Origin of the sequence: Megasphaera sp. UBA4382 (assembly GCF_002391155.1) — a bacterium.
Lineage (GTDB): Bacteria > Bacillota > Negativicutes > Veillonellales > Megasphaeraceae > Megasphaera > Megasphaera hexanoica.
This window is the reverse complement of record NZ_DGRS01000072.1, coordinates 1-25,804: the sequence shown is the minus strand read 5'-3', so window position 1 is coordinate 25,804 and position 25,804 is coordinate 1. Positions and strand designations below refer to the sequence as shown.

Genomic DNA, 25,804 nt, shown 5'->3' with positions numbered 1-25,804 from the left:
AAGTTGCCACGCTCGATGATGGACTGAAGTTTGCTGGAAATACAGGATCTGTGGCTAAAAAACTGAACAGCACCATGACAATCAAAGGAAATGGCACAAAAGCAGATACGGAATACGATGCTTCCAACATCAAAACTGTAGTGGATGCAGATGGAAACCTGGTTATCGGACTGGATAAGAATCTGAAAGCAGATACGGTTACCGTGGGCGGCCAGGGCAAAGACGGCGCTGATGGCATCAATGGAGCTATGGGGGTAAAAGGTGCTGATGGCAAAGATGGCGTTACCATTTCTTCTATAGGTAAAGACGGAACCAATGGTACGGATGGTCATATTGGCATCAATGGCAAGGATGGTGCTTCTGCTGATATCCATGTTGTAAAAGGTGTGAATGGAGTAGACGGTACGGATGGCTATAATGGCACGGATGGGATTGATCGGATTGTCTATGAAGATCACAATGGGAATACCCAGACGGTTGCCACGATGAATGATGGTATGAAATATGGCGGCGATGTAGGAAATGTAATCAGTAAAAAACTCAATGGCCAGGTAAATGTAGTCGGGGGCATTACGGATTCTTCTAAACTGTCAACGGAAGACAATATCGGAGTGGTATCTGATGGAAGTGATAACCTGAAAGTGCGGCTTTCAAAAGATTTGAAAGGACTGGATTCGGTTACCACAAAGACCGTTACAGCAGATACGGGTAATATCACGACGGTAAATGCCAGCACTGTCAATGTGGGAGACACTACCGTAACGACGGGAGGGATGACAATCCAGAATGGTTCTGCCGGTCAGGATGTTACCCTTAATAAAGATGGGTTGAATAATGGCGGAAATAAGATTACCCATGTAGCTCCTGGAGATATTTCATCGACCAGTACTGATGCCGTAAACGGGAGTCAGTTATACCGGGCGGAAACACGGATCAGTAAATTAGGAAATCAGGTGAACCGCGTCGGTGCCGGTGCTGCGGCTCTGTCAGGGTTGCATCCGTTGGATTTTGATCCTGATGACAAATGGGACTTCGCTGTCGGTTACGGTAATTATAAAGATGCCCATGCCGTAGCTGTCGGGGCATTTTACCGGCCCAATGAGGATACGATGTTCAGCGTAGGTGGATCCTTCAGCGGAGGAGAAAACATGGTGAATGCAGGCGTTAGTTGGAAGTTTGGTCAAAAGAACCATGCATCCCGCTCTCGTGTTTCTATGGCAAGGGACATGCTGGCCATGAAAGCCCAAATAGAAGTGCTCACTAAAAAACTGGCTGCTTATGAATCGGGGCAAAATGTCAAAGCTGTTCCCAATCCAGCCAATAGCATGATGTTCCCCGATGTACCTGAAAACCACTGGGCTTACCAATACGTGAAAACATTGGCTGAACGGGGGTATTTACAGGGATATCCGGATGGAGAATTTAAGGGCGACCGGGCCATGACCCGTTATGAATATGCCGCAATTATTTATCGGGCCTTGCAGAATGGAGCACCTTCTGATGGTGATATGGCTCGCTCCGTGGATGAGTTTGGACCTGAATTGGTTAAAGTGCAAAATATTGACCGCTTCCGCGTAGATCGTATTTCCGGAAAGGACAATGACCGGCATAAGGTAGAACGCGTCCGTATTAATGATAAAGACAATGAAGCTCAGAATGATTATCGTGATGTATATGGATCACATATCCAGAAATCACAAGAAACAGTAAGATAGGTAAAAAGAATGGGGCTAAATGATATGCTTCCCCTATGATGACAGTTTTATTTTTTTACTGTCTCTCATAGGGGGAGCATATCAAAAACTCATTTTGTTACAGACCCCAATTTGGCAAAAAACAAGAAGAACGCTCAATAAAGTCGAAGAATCATATCGTGAAATAGGGAACTCTTTCTTTATGATGTCGGATTATGGGACACTGTATTCACGATTCATAGGTATAGCCCATGAAAATACCCTCCTTACCGGGACATCCGGTAAAGAGGGTACATGTTACTTGCATACACCTTTTTTATCTGAAAATTTTTCTCTTAGCATCTGGTTGATTTCGTCTCTCTCTTTTCCCTGTTTTTCCATCTGTTTAATCAGCTTATACGCATGAAACAGGGGAGACGGAGCAATTTCCGAACTGAAGAAGCCGATGCCCATATTCCAGGCCAGTTGTTCAAACACGTCGTCCAGGGCTCTGGAATCCAGCCCGTTGGCATAGGCTTTCAGCAGTTCCCGCATGGCCTGCCGCATCCTTCCGGCACCGACGGCATTGGCCAGAGAGAGCAGGAGCCGGATGTTGTAATCGAGATATCGTTTTTCGCTTTTCCAGGTCATATCCCAAAATTCTACAGCCAGCTCGCCCAGTTTTTCATCGATCATGGGATAATTGGCGATGACTGCCGGCCGTTCCGGCGCATCTTCTACGTTCCCTTTTTCCTCGGTCCGATAGAAATAAGCGTGATACTCATGTTCCGCTGTTTTTTCTGTATAGTGAACATATCCCAGCATTTCCATGATTTCATAGAGGGGAATAGGTTCGAAACTTTGAATGACTTCTATCCCTTCGCCGACGGGGAGCTTTGCCGCCTGTTTTTTCAGCCCATCAAGGAAATTACCGGCAATGCCGCGCACATCAATTTTTTTAAAACTTGCCACTTTATCTTTCCATTCTATATTTTTCATGAGGTCTGCCCCTTTCTGTTGCCTATTCATGATACAGTCATCATAGGCGTTTTTTATTGGTTTCTTTGTCTTTCTGGAATCAGTATATCATGGCCGGGGAGACAAGTATGTTGGTTTTATAACAGAATCTGCTATTCGATAGGGTGGAAAAATGTGATGACTGGTATATCACAGCTTTGGTGATTTCATAATAAAGGAAGTGCAAGACGTAATAATTGTACAATTAGTACTTGTATTCCTCTTTAGTGAATCGTTAACTGATAGCTTGTGTCAATGAACTCCAAGATTCTTTCATCCGGTAAGGTTTCATCCAGCACCACTGAAATCCACGTCTTGTGGTTCATATGATAAGCGGGGTAGATGCCGGGGATGCGGTGAAGCTGTTCTGCTTGTTCAGGTCTGATTTTTACGTTGATGATATCAACTTGACCGGAATTGCCGTCTTTATCCAGCACACCTCTTTTTACATTCATGATGAGGGCGAACCATTTCCGGTTGGAAGAATGACGGAAGGCTCCGTACGACTGATATCGTGCGGAATGATTCCAGGGAAAATCCGGCCTGACCTGAAAGTTGTCCAAAATGGCCTGGGTCAGCCGGTTGGCCTGAGTTGAGGCAAATAGGACATCGCCGCAGCAGGAAGTGGCAATTTCTTTAAGCAGGGACAGATAAGCAGAACGGACCGTATGGACATAGGCGCCATCGGAGGTTTCCTGACGCAACTGATAATATTCATCCTGGGTCATCCGGTCTATGACCTTACCCGTAACCAGCCCTTTTGAGGTAACGGAAAGGATGGCTTTGAAATTCCCGTCAAGAAATGGTTTTTCAAGTATATACGTTTCATTTGTTTTATGAAATCCATAAGCGAGCATCTTACTTTCTATCCAGCGTTTACGGGCAAAGACTGTTTCTTCGATTTGTATCATAATGGTTGCACATCCTTGATTAATTTTTGCCTAATTCATAGGGAGCCTTTGTGATTTCGACACTGTATCTGGTGTAATAGTTGCGTGTATTCTGTCTCCTCGAAATAGTATAACTGTTATTGATAGAAGTATATCATATTCCGGAAAATTTGAAAAAAGCCACCACATGAAGTTCATGCAGCTGCTTGCAAATCAAAGAACCCTCTCGGTATCATTGTAGCCCTTCTCAAATTTGAGTTGAGCGTTTTCGATGTATATGATTTCCAATGTGGGATTATCCCATGTCTTCCTTCAACTGTGTGGTCAAAACGCCATGCGAGATGTTTGGTATGAGACGTTGGAGTTCATTGAACCGTGTCGGCTTCAGCATGAGGTAATACAAAATAATAAATTTCCATTTCCCCTCCATAATTTTTTGCATGAGCCTGACGGGGCAAAAATCCCCGTTGGGCGCTTCTACTATCAGTTTGGCGTTGTCGCTCAATATACATCATCCTTTCTATTTTCTTCTCCATGATTCGCTCAATTAATTTCTAAAATATTTCATGCCAGAGATAAACCACAAAACTCAATGTGCGGAAAGAACTGAAGCAGGTAGGCGAGATCCAACCCAAAGTGATTTGGTTTCCCGATAAGGCGTGATGAAAAGAGCAGGACCGCAGTCATGGATACAGGTAAGAAGCTGGACAATTTCAGGTGTCAGTAAATTCTGCATTTCTTGCGAGTAGTTAAAGGTTCGCATAAAAATCTCCCTCATCTTTTATTATCTGCAACATTTTAGCATAAAATGAGGCAGATAACCAGAAATGAGGCAGATAAGATGGGAGGGAAGATAAGGTACTGGATTTGTTGGTCCATTGCCTTGGGGAGCAGGTCCATGGCAAATGTGAGGCAGGAAAGCCTGGTGCTGTCTTTGATGATGAAACGGATGACGAAACGACGCATACAGATTATTTCTGGAAATCCACTCATGCTGTCATCGCCATAGGGAGTGACATTGTAACCCACCAGATCACCGGCGTGGCAACAGGGGAAGCGGATACGGATGTCGTCAACGTAGGGCAGATGAATCAAGCTGTTGCATCTGAAGTGGTGCCTCTCAGTGATCGCATGGATAACAAAATCAACAAATAGGAAACTTCTGTTCAACCAAAAGCAATGGCTAGTATTCCAGAGCCCATGATGGATGACATTTCCGAATCGTCGAAAAACGGATGTACCCTTTTTTACTGGACAAAACGGTAAAGAGGATATTTTAACAAAACAATCGTAGGATAGGGAAGCAGAATGCAGTAGTACTTAGAGCATCTCTGTGTTAAAATGGACATAAGAGAGCTTCCATGCCGGGGTTCTACGGAAAGCACGGATTCAAGAAGAAAACAGAAGTTATCCTTACGGGAATGGAATTGACATGATTGTAGAAAAAGCGAATTCATTGGACAAAACTCGATGGACTGCTGGGTCTGAACCAGCACGACATTCTGAAAGAAAGAGGAGATTATGATGAAAGCAATTTTATTGAATGGAAGTCCAAGAAAAAATTTCAGCACTGCCCAATTGTTGCAGCAGGCACAGCGGGGAGCCGAGACGGCTGGTGCTGAAACAGAACTCATCCATCTGGTAGATTATGAATTTACGGATTGCCGGGAATGCTATGCCTGTAAGCTGAAGAATAGCAAAACGGATGGGTTATGCGCTGTCCGGGACAGTATTCAGCCTGTTCTCAAAAAGATTTGGGAAGCCGATGTGGTCATCGTGGGAAGTCCCGTCTATTTCGGCTATCCTAACGGGCAGGTCATCAGCCTCCTCAATCGTTCCCTTTTCCCAATCTATTCATATTTCTATAAGGACGGGAAGCCCGATATGGTTCCTCATGATAAAAAATTCTCTGCTTTGATCTATTCCATGAACTGCAAGGAAGAGGAGATGGAAAAATTCCATTATCCGGAGCTGCTGGGAACCTGGGGAAAAACCATGGACCTTGTTTATGGATATAACGAAGTTCAGTACTGCTGCAACACTTATCAATACAATGATTATTCCCGTTACAGGCAGAATCTTTTTGATGAAGCGGACAAGAAGCGGCAGCGGGAAGAAGTTTTTCCAAAGGACCTGAAAAAGGCATATGACCTTGGAATGAGACTGACTCGAATGGCGGCGGAAGACCGTAAAAATGAAACGAAAAACTCCTAGAGAGGTACTTGCCGCTTCTTTTCAGGAGCTTGCTGCGGTAAAAAATATCGATAAGATTACGATACAGAAACTCGCAGATAATTGTGGGTATTCATCATAATTTATCTTACCCTCGTTATTGGATAAAACAGTAATGAGGGTATTTTTATGCTTGGAAATGGATAACTTGTTGACACATACCTGCTGTCTTCGCTGGCTGACTATAACCCTCCTTTTTTGCTATAATAACAGAGGAAAAATCACCCAAAAAATTCGGTAGTAGGAAGGGCCCGTTTTACTACCGTTTTTACTACTACAGAGGGCAAAGTTATGACGTTTTTTGCCGGGTTCTGTCTTCTTTACAGAAACGTGTAAACCTCGGAAAACCGCATTATATTGGCATATCCCGACATAAGAAGGAGTGAAAATAAAGTGATAAAGATACTTTTCATCTGTCACGGCACTACTTTCTGATTTTTTGACAAACCGCATGAAATCGGGCTTTGCGGCAGGTGAAAAAAGAAAACGTACTACCGTTTTACTACTAAGATACTATATGTAGTATTTAGTGAAAATAAGATATACAATAAATAGTAAAAGACCTCGTACATATTCAGAAATATGTACGAGGTCTTTGCTATTTATCAAGCATTTCAAGAAAATTTCTACCTGACGGTTGGAGAGCTATGCATATTTTAAAAGGTCATCTGGGCCATCACACCTATACCTGGTTTTGTGATTGATGCCACTTTGGTCGCTCTGTTTATTTCCTATCTAATGCCCATCATCATATTGAAGTGCTGTTCCTGGTTCATGTATTTGAAAATCATTTTGAACGTATTCCGATACAACTGCACATCGAGAAAATCATCAGTATAGTTGATACCGTCGTTGACACCTGAATTATCGGCAACGATGTAAGAAAGCAGAACCTTGGCCATCTCATACCGGTCCGGCGTTTCGGCTCCATTTTCATCATACATAAAATCATCTCTGTGGTCTTCCAGAATGCATTTACGAAGATCGTCACCTTCATAGCCGCACAGCTGCAGGAAATAATATTCCAAGATTCTCCGGATAATACTTTTAAGCGGGATGCCGCTTTTGACTTCTTTATAAGATTCCCACAAAGCGGCATAGGAGTTTTTGACCGGGTTGATATTCATCCTTTCGGAAGGACAGTCAGGATTTTGCTGGTCATACAAAGTTACGGATGATTTATTGTTGAATTTCCGCACAAGGTAGAAAGAAACAAAATCCCATCTATTTGCATATAGGTAGGTGACCTCGCGGTGGAAATAGGCATTATGCGTGAGAATAAAAATTTGCTTTATAAAATTACCATTTACAACGGGGTTCCTGTTGTCAACATTATTCCGGCAGATGTGGATCATCCTGCGAATTTGTGCACTTACAATAAAAAGGGTACCGCTGTCCATACTTGATACAGGGTCATCAATGACAACAATCTTTTTGCGGGGAATGTTTTCTGCATCTGTGCTGCCGAACACGCTCTGCTGAAAGTAAAGAAAAGCGATAAAATTTTTCTCCCCTTCGCTAAGGTTTTGTGCAATCTCCTTTTCTCCCGTAATTTCGTTGGTACGGACTACAGCGTAGTTACGAACCGGCGATGGGATTATCTTTTGCACGGAACCGTCAGGGGATATTTTTTCCTCCCAGTGGGGACAGACTTCGAATCCCTGGAATCCGGCATCTTTCAACATGAGATTGATGTTGTTCATGGCTGATTCGGTTTCTTTTGTTTGACTGTTCAGTATTCGAATAGAATTAGTGAGTTCGTTGATTTCAGCATTTTGTTTTGTAATGATGGCTTGCTGTTCTTTTATTTGCTTTTCGATATCGGCATAACTGTTCCTGTAGGCAGTCATGATATCCTTTGCAAAAAATGCCAGATAAGCAAAGACCTTATCTTTACACTCTTCTTTTTTCTTAGGGGCGTCATCAACGACGGCATTATTTTCCTCTATCAGTTTATTATACCCTTCAATGAGTGCCTGAAGATCTGATAATAGTGGTGCGGTATCATCTAACGTGACTATTTTAGCGGGTTTGGCTACTTTGGCATTAATCTGCTGGATGTTTGCAGCGATGATTCCTTTGAGAGCATCCAGCTTGTTTTTGTAGGGTTTCAGGTCAATTGCCGGGTAAACAGATTCTGGCATCTTTGATATGGGAATGAACAGAGTGTTGGCGGCATCTCTGTAGTCGCTCAGAAAGTTTTCAAGTCTGCCCCGGTTCTTTTTATATTGATCATCGAAGCTTTCCGTAAGCTTTTGTTCAAAATCGGGCGGCAAAGTCTGAGAGCAATAAGGACATTTCCCGCCGGCCTTTTGATGGTACTCTGCGTGACCAGTACGGACCCATTCAGCACTGCTGATATTTTTCCAGAATTCGGCAAGCTGAGTTTCAGATGCATTGACGATGGCAATAGAAAGGACATCGTTACCCTCGATATTATCAAGAACCGAAGAATCAGGAATCGTATGGAACAATTTATATTTTTTAGGAGCGGCAGCATACGCAGAACTGTACATACGCTTCAAATCATTGAGGTCGTACTCAGTCGGGGCGTATTCCATTACCTTTTCAGCGAGCTTCTTTTTAGAATTCGATACCCCTGTCTGAGTGTTGGGGAAATCCTTGGTTCTGAGCGTATCCGTTTTTTCCCATACTTCGTTATATAGGTTCTTGTCGAGCCGATTTTTTTTATCATATAGTTTAGCTTTTTCTGTCTCAGCGCCAGTGATTATTTTTTGGGCGGCGTCTATTTTTCTGCTGGCCTCATCAATCTGCTGCTGGATTTCTGCATTTTCTTCGGTCATCGTAAAGACGCCTGGAAGGTTGTGGAAGTTTTGCATATTACGGTCAATATATTCCTGGTTATAAATCAGGACCTGACAGTCATCTGCAGACACTCCGGGAGCATAAGTAACGCCCAGGCCAGACTGGATTGCCTTAGCAATAGTGGACTTACCAGTACCGTTATTCCCAAAGAAGTAGTTAATATACGTTGGCTCTATACATTCGCCGGTCCCTTTGAAAGTAGCGGCGTCAAGTTTGATTTGTGTTATTTCACTTTGAAATTTTTTATCCATAGGCAATTACCTCCATTGCGAAGGGAACGGAAGTTTTTCCAGTCCGGCTTCTTTAAAAGCTTCAAACAGGTTCACTTTATGAACAGACCAGGCACAGCAGTTTAGATCCGTGATAACGCAGTCCATGTTTAAATCGAAACAGACTGCATATTTTTTTTCACATAGCACCTTTTGAGGGATAGAAGCGATGGGGCAGAAAACGACTTTTATAGCTTGGCTTTCTTTTTTTATCTGTGTTATATACGCATATATTGCACATTGATTAGAGCCAGCAACCCCTCCCGGATTTTCGTTTTCCATACAGATGATGGCGGGAAATGTCTTTAGTTCAGCGACGCCTTCTTCTGACAGGGATGAACATCGTCCCAGTATTTCTGCGGGGACATAACGTCTGCTCAACGCATATTCTTTAGGCACGGTAACATAGTTGTTTTTAAAGGCATCCTCCTCACCGGTAACGAGAAGCTGATAGTATTCCTTGCTGAAGTTTTCGATAGCTATCATCTGTGCCGCACTGTTACTTGCTCCTTGTGGGGGCAGCGCTATATTGAAAGTAATATTGCTGTGATTGATGTTATAGTTATCGTTGCTTTGATTTTCTATGTAGGTGCTGTTGCCCACGACAGGGATATGCGGGTCAACACGGGCAGGCATTTTCATTCGGGTGCTCCTTATTTGTTGAAAATGATGTTGCTGTCTTTAATATTATATGTCTTTGATTCGCTATGGGCGATGTTCGTTTGGTTCTGGATAATCGTGGTGTGGTTTTCACCCGGGGTGGCTTTTTTGTTGACATCTTCAACGACGATATCGAAGTCGATGATATATTGACACAGGCGTTCATGCAACTGTTTGCAAGCTTTCCTATCGGAATCTATCCGATTTCGAAGTTCTTCTTCTATTTTTTCGGCATCGCGAGATAAGTTTTTTTTATGAACGAAACAATCAGTGGCAGATTCATACCACATATAGCAGCCCCAAAAATGAAAATAACAATACAAAGTTCCTAAGATATCTACCCTCAAGCTATTCAGTTCCTTGTTTTTAAAGTTTCTATCGGAATGTTCCCATTTCTTATATACATCGTCGAATTTATCCGAATAACTAGATGGCATAGGCATGATAGTTAAGTCGGTATCGCTGCCGAATTTCAACAGCTCATTGAAGTCCCTCATTAACTCAGCTAAAAGTTTAGTGTCACGGCGGGAAAGAGGGGGTTCTGAGGGTACTTCTTCGTTGGTTTTGGAATCCGTAGATACTGTCAGTTCTTTATCTTCGGATTCAGGACTTTCTGCTTCGCTATCGGCAGCTTTTGAAGAATCCTTTTCTACATCATCATGGATTTTTAAATCCATGATAACTTCTATCGGTTTTACGTCTTTACCAAGGTTTTGCTTTATTTCATTCTTTAATTTCCAGGCTGCGTTCGGGGAAGACTGGGTATACCAGGCCTTGAATGTATCGCGACCGGATTCACAGTCTGGGCAATTAACAACGACATAATGCAGAACACTGAGGAAAAAAGGCAAAAAGTATATGGCTTTGGCTTCATGAAGACAACTTACAGGTATACATTCTCCGAAGTTTATAGCAAGTTCTGTGCCCGGGGATATGGACTTATCTTTCTGCATAATATCAATCAATACCCGGACGAGCCACTTGCATTTTTCTGGATTTAAATATTGCTTTATAAATTCTGCTGTCCTTTCGAGGATAGCAGAATTTTTTTCGTTATAGCCTGTATTGAAAGTCGATTGGAGTGTTTCATCAGTAAAAGGAACATAATCCCCTTTGCTGTTTTCACATTTTTTATAGTTGGACACGCTTTTCTTTAATGCGGTGCCGCGAGACTTGGAAAGATTCTCCCCTGTGAGTATCTTTGCCAGACCGCAGTATATATCCGGTTCAGAAAGCCCATCTGCTTTGCTGTTAAACGTGTCACGTTGGCTGGTACGAAACCGACGTGCTTCCAGTAATAAATCAAAGAAGATTCCTCCGCACAGGTGAGGAATGTTCGATAAGGGCATGTTTTTTGTACCTCCTTAAAAAAGTAACGTTAGGCATCAAAAGTAACACAAGTAACGGTTGCTCGGAACGCTCGCTACAGTAAATTAGAGACAGATGAAATCAGTAAAGTGCAGTTCTCGACATACTTTTATTTAAGTATATCATACATGAACCGCACTTCCAATTTCAGCTGAAGCTTAAAAAAATCTAACATGTCCAAGTGCGCATCAGGACGATGAGATGTATAGACTGTCTTACCCGTTACCCGCTGGGTAGCAGGCAGGATGGAAATGCCCTCACCGTGTCATTTCATGCGCCGTTTTTGGATTTGTAAAGGCTCGTAGGGGTATTTTCCGACGGGCCTTATTTTGCATCTTTTCGTCCTCTGGCATGGGCAGAGAAAGGATGCAAAAAATGAAAATCAGAGTCAAATATTATGCCAACGACGAATCAAAGGCCCCCCTGACCATGGATGTCGAAGTCGCGGAGGGCGAATGCAAAATCATGATCGAGCGGGATTATCAGCAGAGAAAACAGGATGCCACAGACGGAGAACCCGTAATCCGGCGCAGCGCTCAGGAAATCATGAATGCGGAATTTAACAGACCGCTATATAACAACTGGCACAGGGAACATCGCAGAAGGGCTGCGTTCCCGGATTACCAGCGCCGCGATGAACAAGATGGAGTTCTGGCTAATCCTATCGAAGATGCACCCGATACTTATAGCTGCGGAATTGCTGGGAGCGGATGTTGGCGCAATGGGAAACCCGTCCCGGATATGAATTTGGTCAGCCGAGATGAACTGGATTGGGAACGTAAAGTCGATGACGAAGCGGTTTGCCAGATTATACGTAGAGTTCTGGAAAAGAAACCAGAGTGGGCCGACGCGGTCATTGCTGTGTTCATCAATGGTGAATCTATTCGGGGGTACGCTGCCAGAATTGGAGCCAACGAAAACAATATCACACAGAAGCTCAAAAGGGCCAGAAAAAAATTGCAAAATTATTTTGCAAACCGTCAGATTGGAAGCCTTGTAGAGGCTAAAAAATAGGGGGGAACTCCGTACCGAATTTGAAGGAGGTCATTAACATGACGAACGTAGAAAACTTTATCTACAACGGAATGAATGTGCGTACGGCCATCGTGAACGGTGAGCCATGGTTTGTAGCTGCCGATGTGTGCCGGATTCTGGATATTTCCAATCCCAGCGATGCGCTGTCGAGGTTAGATGAAGACGAAAAAAATACCCTAGTTTTAATCGAGGGTATTCCGGGGAACCCGGAAAAGAAGGTCGTCAACGAACCAGGATTGTACACGCTGATTCTTGGAAGCCGTAAACCCGAAGCGAAGGCCTTTAAGAGATGGGTGACCCATGAAGTGATTCCGTCTATCCGCAGAACGGGGTTATATGCAACGGATGCTATCCTTAACAATCCGGATTTGGCTATTGCTGCACTTACCAGACTCAAGGAAGAACGAGAACATCGCAGATCCATGGAACTTCTTGCAGCCGCTCAACAGCAACAGATTGCTGAACTCCGGCCAAAGGCGTCTTACTATGATTTGGTCCTCCAGTGCAAAGACCTCGTCAAGACTTCGGTCATCGCCAAAGATTACGGATGGTCTGCCCAGCGCCTGAACAACTGGCTCCATGAACGAGGCATCCAGTACAAACAGGGCAACATCTGGCTGCTTTACCAAGAATATGCGCCGCTAGGCTATACCAGCACAAAAACGTTTAACGTTCCCGATGGAAATGGAGTCCTGCATAACCGCGTCTATACGTATTGGACGCAGAAAGGGCGGCTGTTTATTTATCGGATGATGACCGCAGAAGGGAATTTCCCGCTCATTGAGCGAGGGAGGTGCGGGTGTGACGATATTTAACCATGAACATTATAAGGACCCTACCCCACACGATGCATTAGCGCTTATCGACAATGAACAGAAAACGATCAGGGTTTACAGGCCATTGGTATATATATGTTCGCCGTATTCAGGCAATATCGCCGGGAACGTAGAAAATGCCCGGCGATATTCCCGGTTTGCTTTTGAGCAGGGATGTATTCCCATAGCCCCGCATCTCCTGTTCACACAGTTCCTGGATGACACCAACCCAAAGGAACGGGAACTGGGGCTGCACTTTGGCAATATCCTGATGCGCCTGTGCCGGGAAGTCTGGGTATTCGGCGATGCCATATCAGCCGGGATGGAGACTGAAATCAAAAGAGCCAGATGGAAGAATTATAGATTGCGATATTTTAACAGTGACTTGGAGGAGATTCAAAAATGAATTTTACACTTTACATATCTGATTTTGCTGGCGTGGAAGCGAACTGCCGCTATCCAAGACAGCAGGAAATCAGTTGCGCCGAAGACCTCAAAGCGGCAGCTGCCTTTGATCATGTCTGCGTGACCTTCAAAGATTGTTATCGGAAGCGGGAGAACTTCCTCTCTGCCGATGTCCTGGTCATGGATTGCGACAATACCTACTCAGAGAATCCTGCTGACTGGATTACCATGGAAAAGCTCCTGGCCATGCTGCCAAAAGTCTCGGTGGCCATCGTGCCGTCAAGGAATCACATGAAACCCAAGGACGGCAAGTGTGCCAGACCACGCTTCCATGCCTATTTCGGGATTCCGGATATCACGGATGAACAGCATTATGCAGAACTGAAACGGGCAATCCACCGTGCCTATCCCTTCTTTGATGAAGCGGCTCTCGATGCGGCCCGGTTCATCTATGGCTGTCCCGTCGAGAATGTATTGTGGCAGGATGGGGAAACGACAATCGACCAGGTACTTAAGATTGGGGAAGCCGAGTCACGCAGTATCCCGGCCGGACGCAGGAACAGCACCATGAGCCGCTTTGCCGGCCGCATCATCAAACGTTACGGGGCGACGGAAAAGGCGTATCAGTTTTTCCTCGACGAAGCGGAAAAATGCGACCCGCCGCTTCCCGATGCCGAGCTGAACACTATCTGGGGCAGTGCTGTACGCTTCGGCAAGCGCATCGCAAAGCAGGAAGGGTATATCAGCCCAGATGAATACAACAACGACTTCGGCACCCGGGACTCCCTGCGGCCGGAGGATTACTCGGATATCGGCCAAGCCAAGGTCATCGCCAGAGAATACGGTAATGAACTGCGCTACACCGACAGCACGGACTTCATCCGCTACGACGGCATCTGCTGGGAAGAATCGCGGCAGGCAGCGGTCGGTGCGGCAGAAGAATTCCTGGATTTGCAGCTGGCTGATGCCAATGAACAGTCCGAACAGGCACTCAAGGAATTAGCAGGGACAGGGATTTCGGAAGATATCATCCGTAAGGGCGGACGGAACCTGGAGAAGATGATCGAGGAAAAGCAGACCAAAGCCTACGCCTCCTACCTTGCCGCAGAAGCGTACCGGAAGTTTGTCCTGAAACGCCGCGATATGCGCTATATCCTGTCGGCCCTGCAGGCATTGAAACCCATGGTCCAGATGCCTATCCAGGCACTGGATGCAGATGAATTCCTGCTGAACACCCCGTCTTATACATATGATCTGCGGAAAGGGATGCGGGGACGGCAGGAACACCGAGCGACGGACTTCATCACGAAATGTACCTCTGTAGACCCGGGCATCGAAGGGAAAGCTATTTGGGAACAGGCCGTCCGGCAGTTCTTTACCGGCGATACGGCGCTCATCGACTACGCCCAGGAAATCAGCGGCCTGATGGCCATCGGCAAAGTCTATGTGGAAGCCCTGGTCATTGCGTACGGCGACGGCCGCAACGGCAAGTCGACCTACTGGAATTCCCTGGCCCGCGTCCTTGGCAGCTACTGCGGCGGCATCTCTGCCGATGCCCTGACGGCAGGCTGCAAGCGGAACGTCCGTCCGGAAATGGCGGAGCTGAAGGGGAAGCGCATGATCATTGCCGCCGAAATGGAAGAAGGCGTCCGGCTTTCTACATCCATCCTGAAACAGCTCTGCTCAACGGATGAAGTGAGCGGCGAAAAGAAATATAAGGATCCTTTTAAGTTCGTACCGACACACACGCTGGTTCTCTACACGAACCACCTGCCCAGGGTGGGTGCCAATGACGAAGGGACATGGCGGCGTCTTATCGTCATGCCCTTCAAGGCCCAGTTCGAAGGGAAGAGCGACATCAAAAACTACGCAGACTACCTGGTGGAGAAAGCCGGTCCTGCCATCCTGCAATGGATCATCGAAGGGGCGGAGAGGGTCATTGCCAAGAACTATCACCTGGATACGCCTGATTGCGTCGCATCTGCCATCAATGAATACCGCGGGCAGAATGACTGGCTTCGGCATTTCCTGGATGACTGTTGTGAAGAAGATGCCTCTTTCAGCGAGAAGTCCGGGGAACTTTATACGGCCTATCGGCTGTACTGCCAGCAGATGAACGAGTATACCCGCAGTACGACGGATTTTTACGGAGCATTAGAGAAAACTGGGTTTGACAGGCGTAAGCGGAAAGCCGGGTATTTCATTTATGGGCTGAAGCTGAAAGTCACAGATTTCCTGTAAGAAAAAGGGAAGGGTGCAGGTCGGTGCAGGTCAATATATAACCCCCCTTTAGGGCTGAAAAATAGAAAAAATGTCTTTAAGGGAAGTTTATGAAACGACCTTCACCGACCTGCACCCCTATAAAAAAGAGGTGAGTAATATGCGAGAAAAAGTAATCGAACACCACCTGGTGATGGAAACGGAGAAGGCTGGCGGTAAGGCAGTGAAGCTTGTTTCGCCATCATTTGCAGGTATGCCGGACCGCTTGATTCTATTGGCTGATGGGAAGATGGGCTTTGTGGAAGTAAAGGCGCCGGGGCAGAAGCCAAGGCCGCTGCAGCTGAAGCGCCATGCCATGTTGCGACGGCTGGGCTACCAGGTATTCGTCCTGGATGCCATGGAGGATATTCCCGCAGTCCTGAAGGCTATCGCCCACATGCCTGATGGGAAAGGGGGCGGAGGTGCATGAAGTTCATGCCGCATGATTATCAGAAATACGCCATCGAATACATCAAGTCCCATCCCATTACAGCCCTGTTCCTAGACATGGGCCTTGGCAAGACGGTGACAACGCTGACGGCCATCCGTGACCTCATGTATGATGCCTTTGAAGTTAAGCGGGTGCTGGTGGTAGCTCCGCTGCGGGTGGCGAGAGACACCTGGCCGGATGAACTCAGGAAGTGGGATCACCTGAAAGAGCTGACCTGCAGTGTGGTCGTGGGAACCGTGGCAGAACGGCGGCGGGCTTTGCAGCAGGATGCGGATATCTATATCGTGAACCGCGAGAACCTGGCCTGGCTCTATGAGAACAGCCGCCTGGATTTCGATATGGTCGTTCTGGACGAGCTGTCGAGTTTCAAGAACCACCAGTCGAAGCGGTTCCGGGCCATGAAAGCTCTGCGTCCCAGGGTGAAACGCATCGTCGGCCTTACGGGAACGCCCAGCGGCAATGGTCTGATGGACCTCTGGGCCGAGTTCCGCATCCTGGATATGGGAGAGCGGCTGGGGAGATATATCAGCCAGTACCGGAACCTGTACTTTACGCCAGATAAGCGCAACGGCATGGTGGTGTATTCCTACAAACCCCTGCCGGGAGCGGAAGAAGCCATCTATCACCAGATTGCCGACATCACCGTGTCCATGAAGGCGGCCGATTACTTGAAAATGCCAGAACTGGTGAGCGTAGCGAAGGAAGTCAGACTGAGTGAAAAGGAGAAGGAACGGTATGACGAACTGAAGAAGTCCCTGGTACTGAAGCTTCCAGGCGGCGAGGTCACCTCTGCCAATGCCGCGTCGCTTACCCTGAAGCTTTCGCAGATGGCGAACGGCGCCATTTACACAGATGACAAGAACGTCGTGAATATCCATGACCGTAAACTGGAGGCCCTGGAAGACCTAGTAGAAAGTGCCAACGGGAAGTCTGTCCTGGTGGCGTACTGGTTCAAGCACGATAAGGACCGCATCCGGGAGCGGATGGAAGCCAGGGAACTGAAGGAGCTGCAGGATTTCGCCGACTGGAACGCAGGAAAGATTCCTGTGGCCCTCATCCATCCAGCTTCTGCCGGACACGGCCTAAACCTGCAGCAGGGCGGTTCCATCCTGATCTGGTTCGGCCTGACCTGGAGCCTGGAGCTGTACCAGCAGACCAACGCCCGGCTCTGGCGGCAGGGGCAGGCGGACAAGACGGTCATCATACAGCACATCGTAGCCAAGGACACGATTGATGAACGCATCCTGAACGTCTTGAAACACAAAAACGGAACCCAGGCCGCACTGATTGAAGCCGTAAAGGCTGACCTGGGCATGACGGAAACAGAAAATGGGGGTATACTATGAAACAGGAAACAGAAGGAGCAAATAAACAGATGGAAGTAAGAGAATTTTTAGAACGGGCGCGTTACATCAATATGGAAATCGATAGTAAACTGGAGCATGTGACAGCTCTGCGGCACCTGGCCTGCAAAGTGAATAATACCTTTAGTGAAACACCACCTAGCAGTACGCCGGACCCTAAGCGGATGGAAAACGTGATTATCCGGTTTGTGGATCTGGAAAAAGAGGTGGATGAAACCATCGACCACTTGGTGGACATCAAAGGCAGCATCATGAAAGCAATCCGCAAACTGGACGACCCCAAAGAAAGAATCGTATTGGAGCTGAGATACCTGGCCTTTAAAGACTGGCCGGAGATTGCAGAGAAAATGAAGCTGCAGCCCCGCCGTGTGTACCAGATCCACCGGGATGCTTTGGCACACCTTGACCTGACAGAAATGAATCAGCCGGATTGCACCAAGTTGCAGTAGGTTTCTCTTGTTTACAGCCCCATCTGTGTGATATGATATAGTTACCAAGAAAAGGATAAAGGACCGTGGCGAAATGCCAGCGGTCCTTTTTTGATGCCGGAGATGAGGAAGAATGCCCAGAAGACCAAAGACACCCTGCAAATATCCGGGCTGCCCCAGGCTGGTGCCGTATGGAAGAAAATATTGTGAGGAACATGAACGGCAGTGCCAGGGCGACCGGGCTGATGCAGAAACACGTGGCTACGGATGGGAGTGGCAGAAGGCCAGGAAGTTTTTCCTGAAACGTCATCCCTGGTGCGTCCGCTGCAAAGCCAAAGGCCGTCTGGTCCCGGCAACGGTCGTTGACCATATCAAACCGCATCGCGGTGATGAGAAACTGTTCTGGGACGAAACGAACTGGCAGCCCCTTTGCAAGAGCTGCCATGACCATAAGACGATGACCGAAGACCGGGACATCGAATACAAGTACTGAATCCGTCCGTAGGGCGGGGGATGCAAATCTCTGCAGCCCTTCTGCCCATGACCGCCGCCCCCTCAAACGTGAAAAAACGCGAAATTCATAAGGGGGGATACCCGGCATCTAAAATCGAATCATCTGCTCCAGGCTATTTGGCCCGGAGCTTTTTTGTTGTGTGAAAGGAGCCTGTCATGAACGACTGCCAGCGTCGGCAGATAGAAGCCATGCGGAAGCAGGGGATGGGCTACAAAGCCATCGCCAGGAAGACCAAGCTGTCACGGGACAGCGTACGGAATTATTGCAGGTGGCACCACCTCGCCGGTTACGGCAGAGCGGTGGCGGCTGCCTTCAGAGAGGAGCAAGCGTGTGAAGACATCGGATATGGAATGGAAGATGCTGCCCATCGGCCAGCTGAAGCCTGCGGCATATAACCCCAGGAAGCAGCTGAAGCCTGGCGACAAGGAATACGAGAAAATCAAGAAGTCCATTCAGGAGTTTGGCTATGTGGAACCCATCATCGTCAATTACGACATGACGGTCATCGGCGGGCATCAGCGCCTGACCGTACTGAAGAATCTGGGCTACGAAGAAGTCCAGTGTGTCGTTGTCCATATCGAGGATGAGCATAAGGTCAAGGCGCTCAACATCGCACTCAATAAAATCACGGGTGCTTGGAACGAACAGCTCCTGGCCGACCTCATCGTCGATTTGCAGAGCGTCGACTTCAACGTCGACCTGACGGGCTTTGAAGCACCGGAAGTCGAGCAGCTCTTCTCGAAAGTGTACAACAAGAAAATCAAGGAAGATGACTTTGATGTCGACGGTGAACTGGCAAAGCCGACCGTCGCCCGGGCGGGAGATATCTGGTTCCTGGGTGACCACCGCGTCATCTGTGGCGATGCGACGCTGCCGGAAACCTATGAACGGCTGATGGCGGGGAAGAAGGCCAACATGGTGCTGACGGATCCGCCGTATAACGTCGATGTCGAAGAAACGGCCGGCAAGATTAAGAACGATAATATGCCGGATGACAAGTTCTACCAGTTCCTTTTCGCGGCCTTCGTCAATATGGAACAGAACATGGAGCAGGATGCTTCCATCTATGTATTCCACGCAGATACCCAGGGGCTGAACTTCCGCAAGGCATTCAAGGACGCAGGCTTTTACCTGTCCGGCTGCTGCATCTGGAAGAAGAACGCCCTGGTACTGGGACGTAGCCCGTATCAATGGCAGCATGAACCGTGCCTTTTTGGCTGGAAGCTGAACGGCAGGCATCAATGGTATTCTGACCGCAAGCAGACGACCATCTGGGAATACGACCGGCCGAAAGCCAGCAAAGAGCATCCCACTATGAAGCCTGTAGCTCTCATGGCCTATCCTATACAGAATTCATCCATGAGCCACTGCATCATCCTGGACCCGTTCCTCGGTTCCGGTTCTACGCTCATGGCCTGCCAGCAGACGGGCCGCATCTGTTACGGCATCGAGCTGGACGAGAAGTTCGTCGACGTCATCGTCAGGCGCTACATCAGTGAATATGGGGACGCGGGTGTGTTTATCCTGCGCGGGGATGAGAAAATCCCGTATGCGGAGGTGGCAGATGATGGAACAGATTAAGCTGGGCAGCCTGTTCTCCGGGAGCGGCGGCTTTGAACTGGGCGCCATCCTGGCGGGCATCCGTCCTGTATGGAACTCGGAAATCGAGCCGTTCCCCATCCGCGTGACGACGAGACGGCTGCCATCTGTGAAGCATTACGGCGATGTGAGTGCCATAAACGGCGCACAAATCGAGCCGGTAGACATCATTACCTTCGGCAGTCCCTGCCAGGATATGTCGATTGCCGGAAAAAGGGATGGCCTTGGCGGTTCGCAGTCCTCGCTGTTCTATCAGGCAGTGCGCATCGTGAAGGAAATGAGGGAAGAAACGAATGGACAATATCCAAGATATATCGTGTGGGAGAATGTCCCTGGGGCTTTCTCCAGCAACAAGGGAGAGGACTTCCGGACGGTCCTTGAAGAAATCTGCCGCATCAAAGACCCTGCGGTTTCAGTGGCTGGCTGTGCCAGATGGCAGCCTGCGGGATGCATCCTGGGAAACGGGTACTCTGTGGCCTGGCGCGTCCTCGATGCCCAATACTGGGGCGTCCCCCAGAGAAGAAAGCGCATCTACCTTGTCGCAGATTTTGATGGACAAAGTGCCGGAAAGGTTCTATTTGAGTCCGAGGGCCTGTCAGGGTATTCTGCGCGGGGCTTCCGAGCATGGCAGGGTGCTGCCGGACGTCTTGCGCCTGGCCCTGGAACGGCAGGCACAATCTGCCTGAATGACCAGGGCGGCATCCGAATGGATGTGACGGAAGAGCGGACGAACACCTTACGGGCAGAAGCCCATCATCCTCCGGTCATCGTCAATCTGCCGGGTCCGGTGTTTGAGAACCATGGAGCCGATGCCCGGTACAAGGGGCCGCTCTCTGTGAACCCATCACTCACGGCGCGGTACGGGACGGGCGGCAACAACCAGCCGCTGGTCCTACAGGGCGGGGGCAACAGAGAAAAGAAAACCTATGATGTACGGCAGACCTCGGACGGCACCCGCAATATGCGGAACCATATCTATGAGAGCGATACCTGCCGGACCGTCGACCGTTCGGGAAATGTACCGGGGAGCAACCAGGGCGGCATCGCTGTGGTGGAGCTGACCTATAGTGCCAGCAAGAATTCCCACTTCACACGGGCGGCGAAGGAAATGGCCAGTTCCCTGGTAGCTACGGATTATAAAGATCCGCCGCTCATCAACAGCCATGCTCGTGTCCGCCGCCTGATGCCGGCAGAATGTGCAAGGCTCCAGGGATTCCCGGACTGGTGGTGCAGCCATCTGGAAACAGGGAACCCGTCTGAAGAAGACATCCGCTTTTGGAGCGATGTCTTTGAGACCCATCGGAAAGCCCTGGGGAAAAAGACAAAGCCCAAGACCCGGAACCAGATTATCAAATGGCTGAAGGAACCGTACCGGGATTCTGCGGAATACAAGATGTGGGGCAACGGTGTCGCCCTTCCCTGCGTGTATTTCGTCTTGGCCGGCATTGCCTGCTTCTTTGAGAAAAAGATGCAAAAATGATTTGCTATTATCGGCGTTCAGAGTGATATATGTACTAGCAAAACAAGGAGGTACATAGACCATGACAATCCAGACGAACCTGAACGACCGCAAGGAACTGGCCAGAAGGCTGATTCCCTTCAACCATAACGAAAAGCTCCGCTATACGGGGACGCCGGCCTTTGCCTACGAAGGGCGGGGGTTCCGCATCCTTCGCAGCGGCGATATCGAATGCGATGATGAAAAGACAGAAGCCGCCATCACGGCTTTCCTGCAGGAAGCAGGCATCCTTCCGCATCCGGAATCGGCAGAAGGAACGGAACCCGAAGTGCCGCAAGAGCCGCTGGAGCAGGATGAAACGCCAGGATTGGACGCACTGCCGCATCCGGACAGGATGGAAATCAAGGTTCCCATTGATGGCATGGACGGTGCGCAGCTCCGCAACCTGGTCTTCATGCTCCACGCCCAGCAGTACCTGCTGAACCGGGCGGCAGGACATGAAAACATCCATGTGCCGGATAGGCTGGTGGAAGACTTGAAAGAAGAACCTGGTACCGACCAGACTTCCTTCTTTGCCATCTATCAGAACTATCGCAAGGAAGGGCGGGGATTCTGGATTGCGGCAGATACGGTGACATTCTGCATTGCCGCAACCGGCAATGCTGTGAAGAACCGCGCCCTGATTGAACTAGCGGCCTTCATGGTCAGCGCAGCGAAAAAAGCGAAACGGGTTCAGGCTGACACACGGAAGCCTGAAAACGAGAAGTACTACCTGCGGATGTGGCTCCTGCGCATCGGCATGGGGACCAAGGCCAGCCACGAATCGCGCATGGCCCTGCTGAAAGGCCTGAAGGGATGGAGCGCCTTCCGCACGGAAGAAGAAGCCAAGGCTCATGCCAGAAAGCAGAAGGAACGCCGGCATCAGAACCCATAAATTTTCAATTTAATTCATAAGTATTCTCAAAATGACTTGCTATTGTGTGCCTTTAGAGTGATATATAGTGTACCAAAAGAACACACGCACACATAGAAAGGACAGAGAGGATTATGAAAACACTACACTTTGGCATCGAAATGGAAATGACAGGGATTACGAGAAGCCGGGCCGCCAGCCTCATAGCCCGTTTCTTCGGGACGGAAAGCCGGCACGAAGGCGGTGCCTACGATACCTACACCGCAAGGGATGAACAGGGACGGAAATGGAAAGCCATGAACGACTCCAGCCTGGTTCCACAGAAGAAGGTGAACGGAAACATTACAGATGCTTCCAGCTTCTACCGCACGGAAGTGGTCAGTCCCATTCTTTCCTACGAAGACATCCCGAAGCTGCAGGAACTGGTGCGGATGCTACGCAAGGCCGGGGCCTTTGCCAATAAGTCCTGCGGCATCCACATCCACGTCGGGGCCGAACGCTTCACGGCAAAGACCCTGCGGAACCTGGTGAACATTATGGCGAGCAAGGAAGACATGATTTACCGCGCCCTCCAGATTAACCCATCGCGGGAAAGCCGATACTGCCGGAAAACGAACACCACCTTCCTGAAGGACCTCAACCGGAAAAAGCCGGACACGCTGGATGGCATCGCCGACCTCTGGTATCAGGAAGCACCCTACGGACGGAACCATCATTACAACAGCACCCGCTACCACGGGCTGAACCTGCATGCCACCTTCACCAAAGGGACCGTCGAGTTCCGGCTTTTCAACGGGACACTCCACGCTGGGGAAATAAAGGCATACATTCAGTTCTGCCTGGCCGTCGCTCATCAGGCCCTGGCCCAGAAGAAAGCCTCGGCCCGAAAGACCGAAACGGACAATGAGAAATACGCTTTCCGGTGCTGGATGCTCCGGCTCGGACTCATCGGTGACGAGTTCAAGACCTGCCGGCTCCACTTCCTGAAACACCTCACAGGCAATTCCGCATGGCGCAATGCCGCCGCTTGAAGGGGATAGCCTTACGGGCAGCTTCAGCTGCCCTTGGGGTGGTAGAAGGGCAATCCCTTCAGAAAGGATGAGAGCGATGAAACAAAGAATCTACATTGCCTACGGTAGCAACATGAGTGAAGTACAGATGGCAAGACGGTGTCCTGACGCCGTTCTTTCAGGGACGGGCCGAATCCGGGGCTATGAACTCCTCTTCAAAGGTTCCTTGACAGGATGTTACGCCACGATCGAGAAGAAGGCGGATGCCTTCGTGCCGGTTGTTTTCTGGCGCATTTCTCCGGCGGATGAACGGCGGCTCGATGCCTATGAAGGCTTCCCGCGGTTCTATTATAAAAAAGAAGTGGATGTGGAAACAGATGATGGCATCCTCAGCGGCCTTGTGTACATCATGCACGAAGACCGGCGGTTCGGTATTCCGGAGGACTGGTATTATCAGAACATGGAGCGGGATTACCGCAGGTTCGGTTTCGACCTGTCTATCCTGCGGGTCGGCCTGCGGCACAGCCGGGAACGGATGGAAGGAACGCGGCTCCGGCTTATCGCCATGGATGACAGGCAGGCTCCGCCCAAGGGAACTGAAGGCACCGTCCAGTTCGTCGATGATGCTGGGACCATCCATGTACAGTGGGATACAGGCAGCAGTCTTGGGCTGATACCCGGAGCTGATGAATGGGAAGTCATCGAATAAGATGCATAAATATCGGATAGGCAGTCAGCGTCGAACTGTTCGAAGACAATGGCCACGCCATCGAATGGGTCATGAAGAATTAAAAAAGAGAACCAGAGGGGAACGCAGATGCGGTCCCCTCTGTCGTACAGCCCGCAAGGGCTTTTTTATTGGGAGGTGAGCGCCATTGGCTGTACGAGGAAGAAAACCGAAGCCGACGGCGCTCAAGGTGCTGGAAGGCAATCCCGGCCATCGTCCCCTCAATAAGAAGGAACCCATGCCAAAGGGACGGCTCCCTCGCTGCCCGGACTGGCTGGAATACGATGCCAAGAAAGAATGGAAGCGGCTGGGGAAAGTCCTCGCTGAGATGGGGATGCTGACCAATCTGGATATGATGGCCTTTGCCGGGTACTGCCAGGCATATGCCCGATGGAAAGGAGCGGAAGAGTTCATCACCCAGCATGGGGATATGGTGCGGACGCCGAACGGCTACCTGCAGCAGGTACCGCAGGTATCAATTGCCCAGACGAACCTCAAGATCATGCTGAAATTCTGTGAGCAGTTTGGCCTGACCCCGTCAGCCCGGAGCCGCATGATTGGGGAAGAGAACGGGGCAGAAAAAGAAACGGATGAAATGGAACTGCTGTTAAGGGGGTGACAAGTTTGGCATTTGTATATAAGCCGTCAGCGTTCATGCTGCCGGATTCCCATTACGACAAGGACAAGGCCGACAGAGCGGTTGCCTTCATCGAGCATCTCTGTCATACCAAAGGCAAATGGGCCGGGCAGCCGTTCTTGCTCCTGCCGTGGCAGGAACAGATTGTGCGTGATCTCTTCGGCATCGTCAAGGAAAACGGGAAACGGCAGTTCCTGACGGCCTATATAGAGATTCCAAAGAAGAACGGGAAAAGCGAGCTGGCTGCAGCCATCGCCCTGTACCTTCTTTATGCCGATAACGAGCCGAGTGCCGAAGTGTATGGTGCGGCCTGTGACCGCAACCAGGCTTCCATTGTCTTTGATGTGGCACGGCAGATGGTCGAGATGAGTCCGGCCCTGATGCGCCGCTCCAAGATACGGACGGCGGGCAAGCGCATCATCAATTATCGCAACGCCGGGTTCTACCAAGTGCTGTCGGCGGAAACCGGGACCAAACACGGACTCAATGTGTCGGGCCTGGTCTTTGACGAAATCCACGCCCAGCCGAACCGCAAGCTCTATGATGTCCTGACCAAGGGCTCCGGCGATGCCCGGGAGCAGCCGCTCTTCTTCATCATCACCACGGCAGGCAACGACAAGAACAGCATCTGCTATGAACTGCACACAAAGGCCCTGGACTTGATGGCGGGCCGGAAGAAAGATTCCACCTTTTACCCCGTGGTCTATGGCCTGGAACATGAGGAAGACTGGACGGATGAAGCAAACTGGTACAAGGCGAACCCGTCCCTGGGTCATACCATACAGATTGACCGCGTCCGGGAAGCCTATCGGAATGCCGTCGAAAATCCGGCGGAAGAGAATGTCTTTAAGCAGCTTCGGCTCAATATCTGGACTTCGGCCAGCATCCGCTGGATACCAGAACAGGTCTACGACAAGGGGAGCCTTCCCATTGACCTGGATTCCCTGCGGGGACGGATGTGCTACGGCGGGCTGGACTTGTCCAGTACATCGGATATCACGGCCCTGGTACTGGCTTTCCCGCCACGGAGCGATGATGAGAAATACATCCTGATGCCTTTCTTCTGGTTGCCAGAAGACACGCTGGAACTGCGGTGCCGCCGGGACCATGTTCTCTACGACATCTGGCAGAAGCAGGGCTTCATCCAGACGACGGAAGGGAACGTCATCCATTACGGCTTCATCGAGAAGTTTATCGAACGCCTGGGGGAAACGTACCACATACGGGAAATCGCCTATGACCGCTGGAACGCC

General features: G+C 49.2%; 24 protein-coding genes. 18 read left to right on the top strand and 6 right to left on the bottom strand.

From position 1 onward, the window contains the following. Nucleotides 1-1,715: YadA C-terminal domain-containing protein (locus B4H10_RS08715; RefSeq protein WP_292018663.1), on the top strand; the 1,715-nt coding region annotated here is incomplete at its 5' end. Nucleotides 1,716-1,991: 276 nt separating this feature from the next. On the opposite strand, the gene B4H10_RS08710 is transcribed toward B4H10_RS08715, so the two are convergent. From B4H10_RS08710 to B4H10_RS11560, 3 genes are all read right to left on the bottom strand, one after another. Further along, the gene (locus tag B4H10_RS08710; RefSeq protein WP_059075463.1) at nucleotides 1,992-2,672 is read right to left on the bottom strand and encodes a DUF2249 domain-containing protein; all 681 of its coding nucleotides are present in this window, start codon (nucleotides 2,670-2,672) and stop codon (nucleotides 1,992-1,994) included. Nucleotides 2,673-2,914: 242 nt separating this feature from the next. After that, on the bottom strand, nucleotides 2,915-3,601 hold the full coding sequence (locus tag B4H10_RS08705; RefSeq protein ID WP_292018662.1) for an MmcQ/YjbR family DNA-binding protein: 687 nt from the start codon (nucleotides 3,599-3,601) through the stop codon (nucleotides 2,915-2,917). Nucleotides 3,602-3,875: 274 nt separating this feature from the next. Further along, nucleotides 3,876-4,010: a winged helix-turn-helix transcriptional regulator gene (locus B4H10_RS11560; RefSeq protein ID WP_366788487.1), complete on the bottom strand. Its 135-nt coding sequence runs from the start codon at nucleotides 4,008-4,010 to the stop codon at nucleotides 3,876-3,878. A gap of 437 nt (nucleotides 4,011-4,447) precedes the next feature. Here B4H10_RS11560 and B4H10_RS08700 point away from each other — a divergent pair, with 437 nt between their 5' ends. Both B4H10_RS08700 and B4H10_RS08695 read left to right on the top strand, forming a co-directional pair. Beyond that, nucleotides 4,448-4,735 carry a hypothetical protein gene (locus tag B4H10_RS08700; protein WP_292018661.1) on the top strand — a complete coding sequence of 96 codons (288 nt, stop codon included), beginning with the start codon at nucleotides 4,448-4,450 and terminating at the stop codon, nucleotides 4,733-4,735. 366 nt (nucleotides 4,736-5,101) lie between these two features. After that, entirely contained in the window at nucleotides 5,102-5,794 is a 693-nt protein-coding gene (locus B4H10_RS08695) for a flavodoxin family protein (protein ID WP_292018660.1), read from the top strand. Between the two features lie 749 nt (nucleotides 5,795-6,543). On the opposite strand, the gene B4H10_RS08690 is transcribed toward B4H10_RS08695, so the two are convergent. The 3 genes from B4H10_RS08690 to B4H10_RS08680 are packed head-to-tail and all read right to left on the bottom strand — an operon-like array spanning nucleotide 6,544 to nucleotide 10,916. Then, on the bottom strand, nucleotides 6,544-8,889 hold the full coding sequence (locus B4H10_RS08690) for an AAA family ATPase (protein ID WP_292018659.1): 2,346 nt from the start codon (nucleotides 8,887-8,889) through the stop codon (nucleotides 6,544-6,546). A 6-nt stretch (nucleotides 8,890-8,895) separates the two neighbouring features. Next, nucleotides 8,896-9,549 (bottom strand): hypothetical protein, encoded by a 654-nt coding sequence (locus B4H10_RS08685; protein WP_292018658.1) that lies wholly within the window; start codon nucleotides 9,547-9,549, stop codon nucleotides 8,896-8,898. A gap of 11 nt (nucleotides 9,550-9,560) precedes the next feature. Further along, entirely contained in the window at nucleotides 9,561-10,916 is a 1,356-nt protein-coding gene (locus B4H10_RS08680) for a hypothetical protein (protein ID WP_292018657.1), read from the bottom strand. A gap of 394 nt (nucleotides 10,917-11,310) precedes the next feature. Here B4H10_RS08680 and B4H10_RS08675 point away from each other — a divergent pair, with 394 nt between their 5' ends. The 15 genes from B4H10_RS08675 to B4H10_RS08605 form a co-directional block, all read left to right on the top strand. Next, nucleotides 11,311-11,949: a hypothetical protein gene (locus B4H10_RS08675; protein WP_292018656.1), complete on the top strand. Its 639-nt coding sequence runs from the start codon at nucleotides 11,311-11,313 to the stop codon at nucleotides 11,947-11,949. 38 nt (nucleotides 11,950-11,987) lie between these two features. Then, on the top strand, nucleotides 11,988-12,785 hold the full coding sequence (locus tag B4H10_RS08670) for a phage antirepressor (protein WP_292018655.1): 798 nt from the start codon (nucleotides 11,988-11,990) through the stop codon (nucleotides 12,783-12,785). Beyond that, nucleotides 12,772-13,191, top strand: coding sequence for a DUF4406 domain-containing protein (locus B4H10_RS08665; RefSeq protein ID WP_170088142.1), 420 nt, complete (start codon nucleotides 12,772-12,774; stop codon nucleotides 13,189-13,191). Before B4H10_RS08670 ends, B4H10_RS08665 begins: the two co-directional genes overlap by 14 nt. Next, nucleotides 13,188-15,431, top strand: a complete 2,244-nt coding sequence (locus B4H10_RS08660) for a phage/plasmid primase, P4 family (protein ID WP_292018654.1) — start codon at nucleotides 13,188-13,190, stop codon at nucleotides 15,429-15,431. Before B4H10_RS08665 ends, B4H10_RS08660 begins: the two co-directional genes overlap by 4 nt. Nucleotides 15,432-15,501: 70 nt before the next feature. Then, nucleotides 15,502-15,879: a VRR-NUC domain-containing protein gene (locus tag B4H10_RS08655; RefSeq protein WP_269146155.1), complete on the top strand. Its 378-nt coding sequence runs from the start codon at nucleotides 15,502-15,504 to the stop codon at nucleotides 15,877-15,879. Further along, complete coding sequence (locus tag B4H10_RS08650; protein ID WP_292018653.1) at nucleotides 15,876-17,246, top strand: DEAD/DEAH box helicase; 1,371 nt, start codon at nucleotides 15,876-15,878, stop codon at nucleotides 17,244-17,246. Before B4H10_RS08655 ends, B4H10_RS08650 begins: the two co-directional genes overlap by 4 nt. Beyond that, nucleotides 17,243-17,713: a sigma factor-like helix-turn-helix DNA-binding protein gene (locus tag B4H10_RS08645; protein ID WP_292018652.1), complete on the top strand. Its 471-nt coding sequence runs from the start codon at nucleotides 17,243-17,245 to the stop codon at nucleotides 17,711-17,713. The genes B4H10_RS08650 and B4H10_RS08645 overlap by 4 nt, the downstream gene beginning before the upstream one ends. A gap of 112 nt (nucleotides 17,714-17,825) precedes the next feature. Next, on the top strand, nucleotides 17,826-18,185 hold the full coding sequence (locus B4H10_RS08640; protein ID WP_292018651.1) for an HNH endonuclease: 360 nt from the start codon (nucleotides 17,826-17,828) through the stop codon (nucleotides 18,183-18,185). 366 nt (nucleotides 18,186-18,551) lie between these two features. Beyond that, nucleotides 18,552-19,787, top strand: a complete 1,236-nt coding sequence (locus B4H10_RS08635) for a site-specific DNA-methyltransferase (RefSeq protein WP_349678353.1) — start codon at nucleotides 18,552-18,554, stop codon at nucleotides 19,785-19,787. Further along, on the top strand, nucleotides 19,771-21,285 hold the full coding sequence (locus B4H10_RS08630) for a DNA cytosine methyltransferase (RefSeq protein WP_292018649.1): 1,515 nt from the start codon (nucleotides 19,771-19,773) through the stop codon (nucleotides 21,283-21,285). Before B4H10_RS08635 ends, B4H10_RS08630 begins: the two co-directional genes overlap by 17 nt. A 61-nt stretch (nucleotides 21,286-21,346) precedes the next feature. Then, nucleotides 21,347-22,198 (top strand): hypothetical protein, encoded by an 852-nt coding sequence (locus tag B4H10_RS08625; protein ID WP_292018648.1) that lies wholly within the window; start codon nucleotides 21,347-21,349, stop codon nucleotides 22,196-22,198. Between the two features lie 113 nt (nucleotides 22,199-22,311). Further along, nucleotides 22,312-23,208 (top strand): amidoligase family protein, encoded by an 897-nt coding sequence (locus tag B4H10_RS08620; RefSeq protein WP_292018647.1) that lies wholly within the window; start codon nucleotides 22,312-22,314, stop codon nucleotides 23,206-23,208. A gap of 76 nt (nucleotides 23,209-23,284) precedes the next feature. After that, entirely contained in the window at nucleotides 23,285-23,896 is a 612-nt protein-coding gene (locus B4H10_RS08615; RefSeq protein ID WP_292018646.1) for a DUF4314 domain-containing protein, read from the top strand. Between the two features lie 166 nt (nucleotides 23,897-24,062). Continuing rightward, a complete protein-coding gene (locus tag B4H10_RS08610) occupies nucleotides 24,063-24,533 on the top strand; it encodes a phage terminase small subunit P27 family (protein WP_026385613.1) in 471 nt (156 codons plus the stop codon). 35 nt (nucleotides 24,534-24,568) lie between these two features. Further along, the coding region (locus tag B4H10_RS08605; RefSeq protein WP_349678351.1) for a terminase large subunit at nucleotides 24,569-25,804 on the top strand (1,236 nt) is incomplete at its 3' end.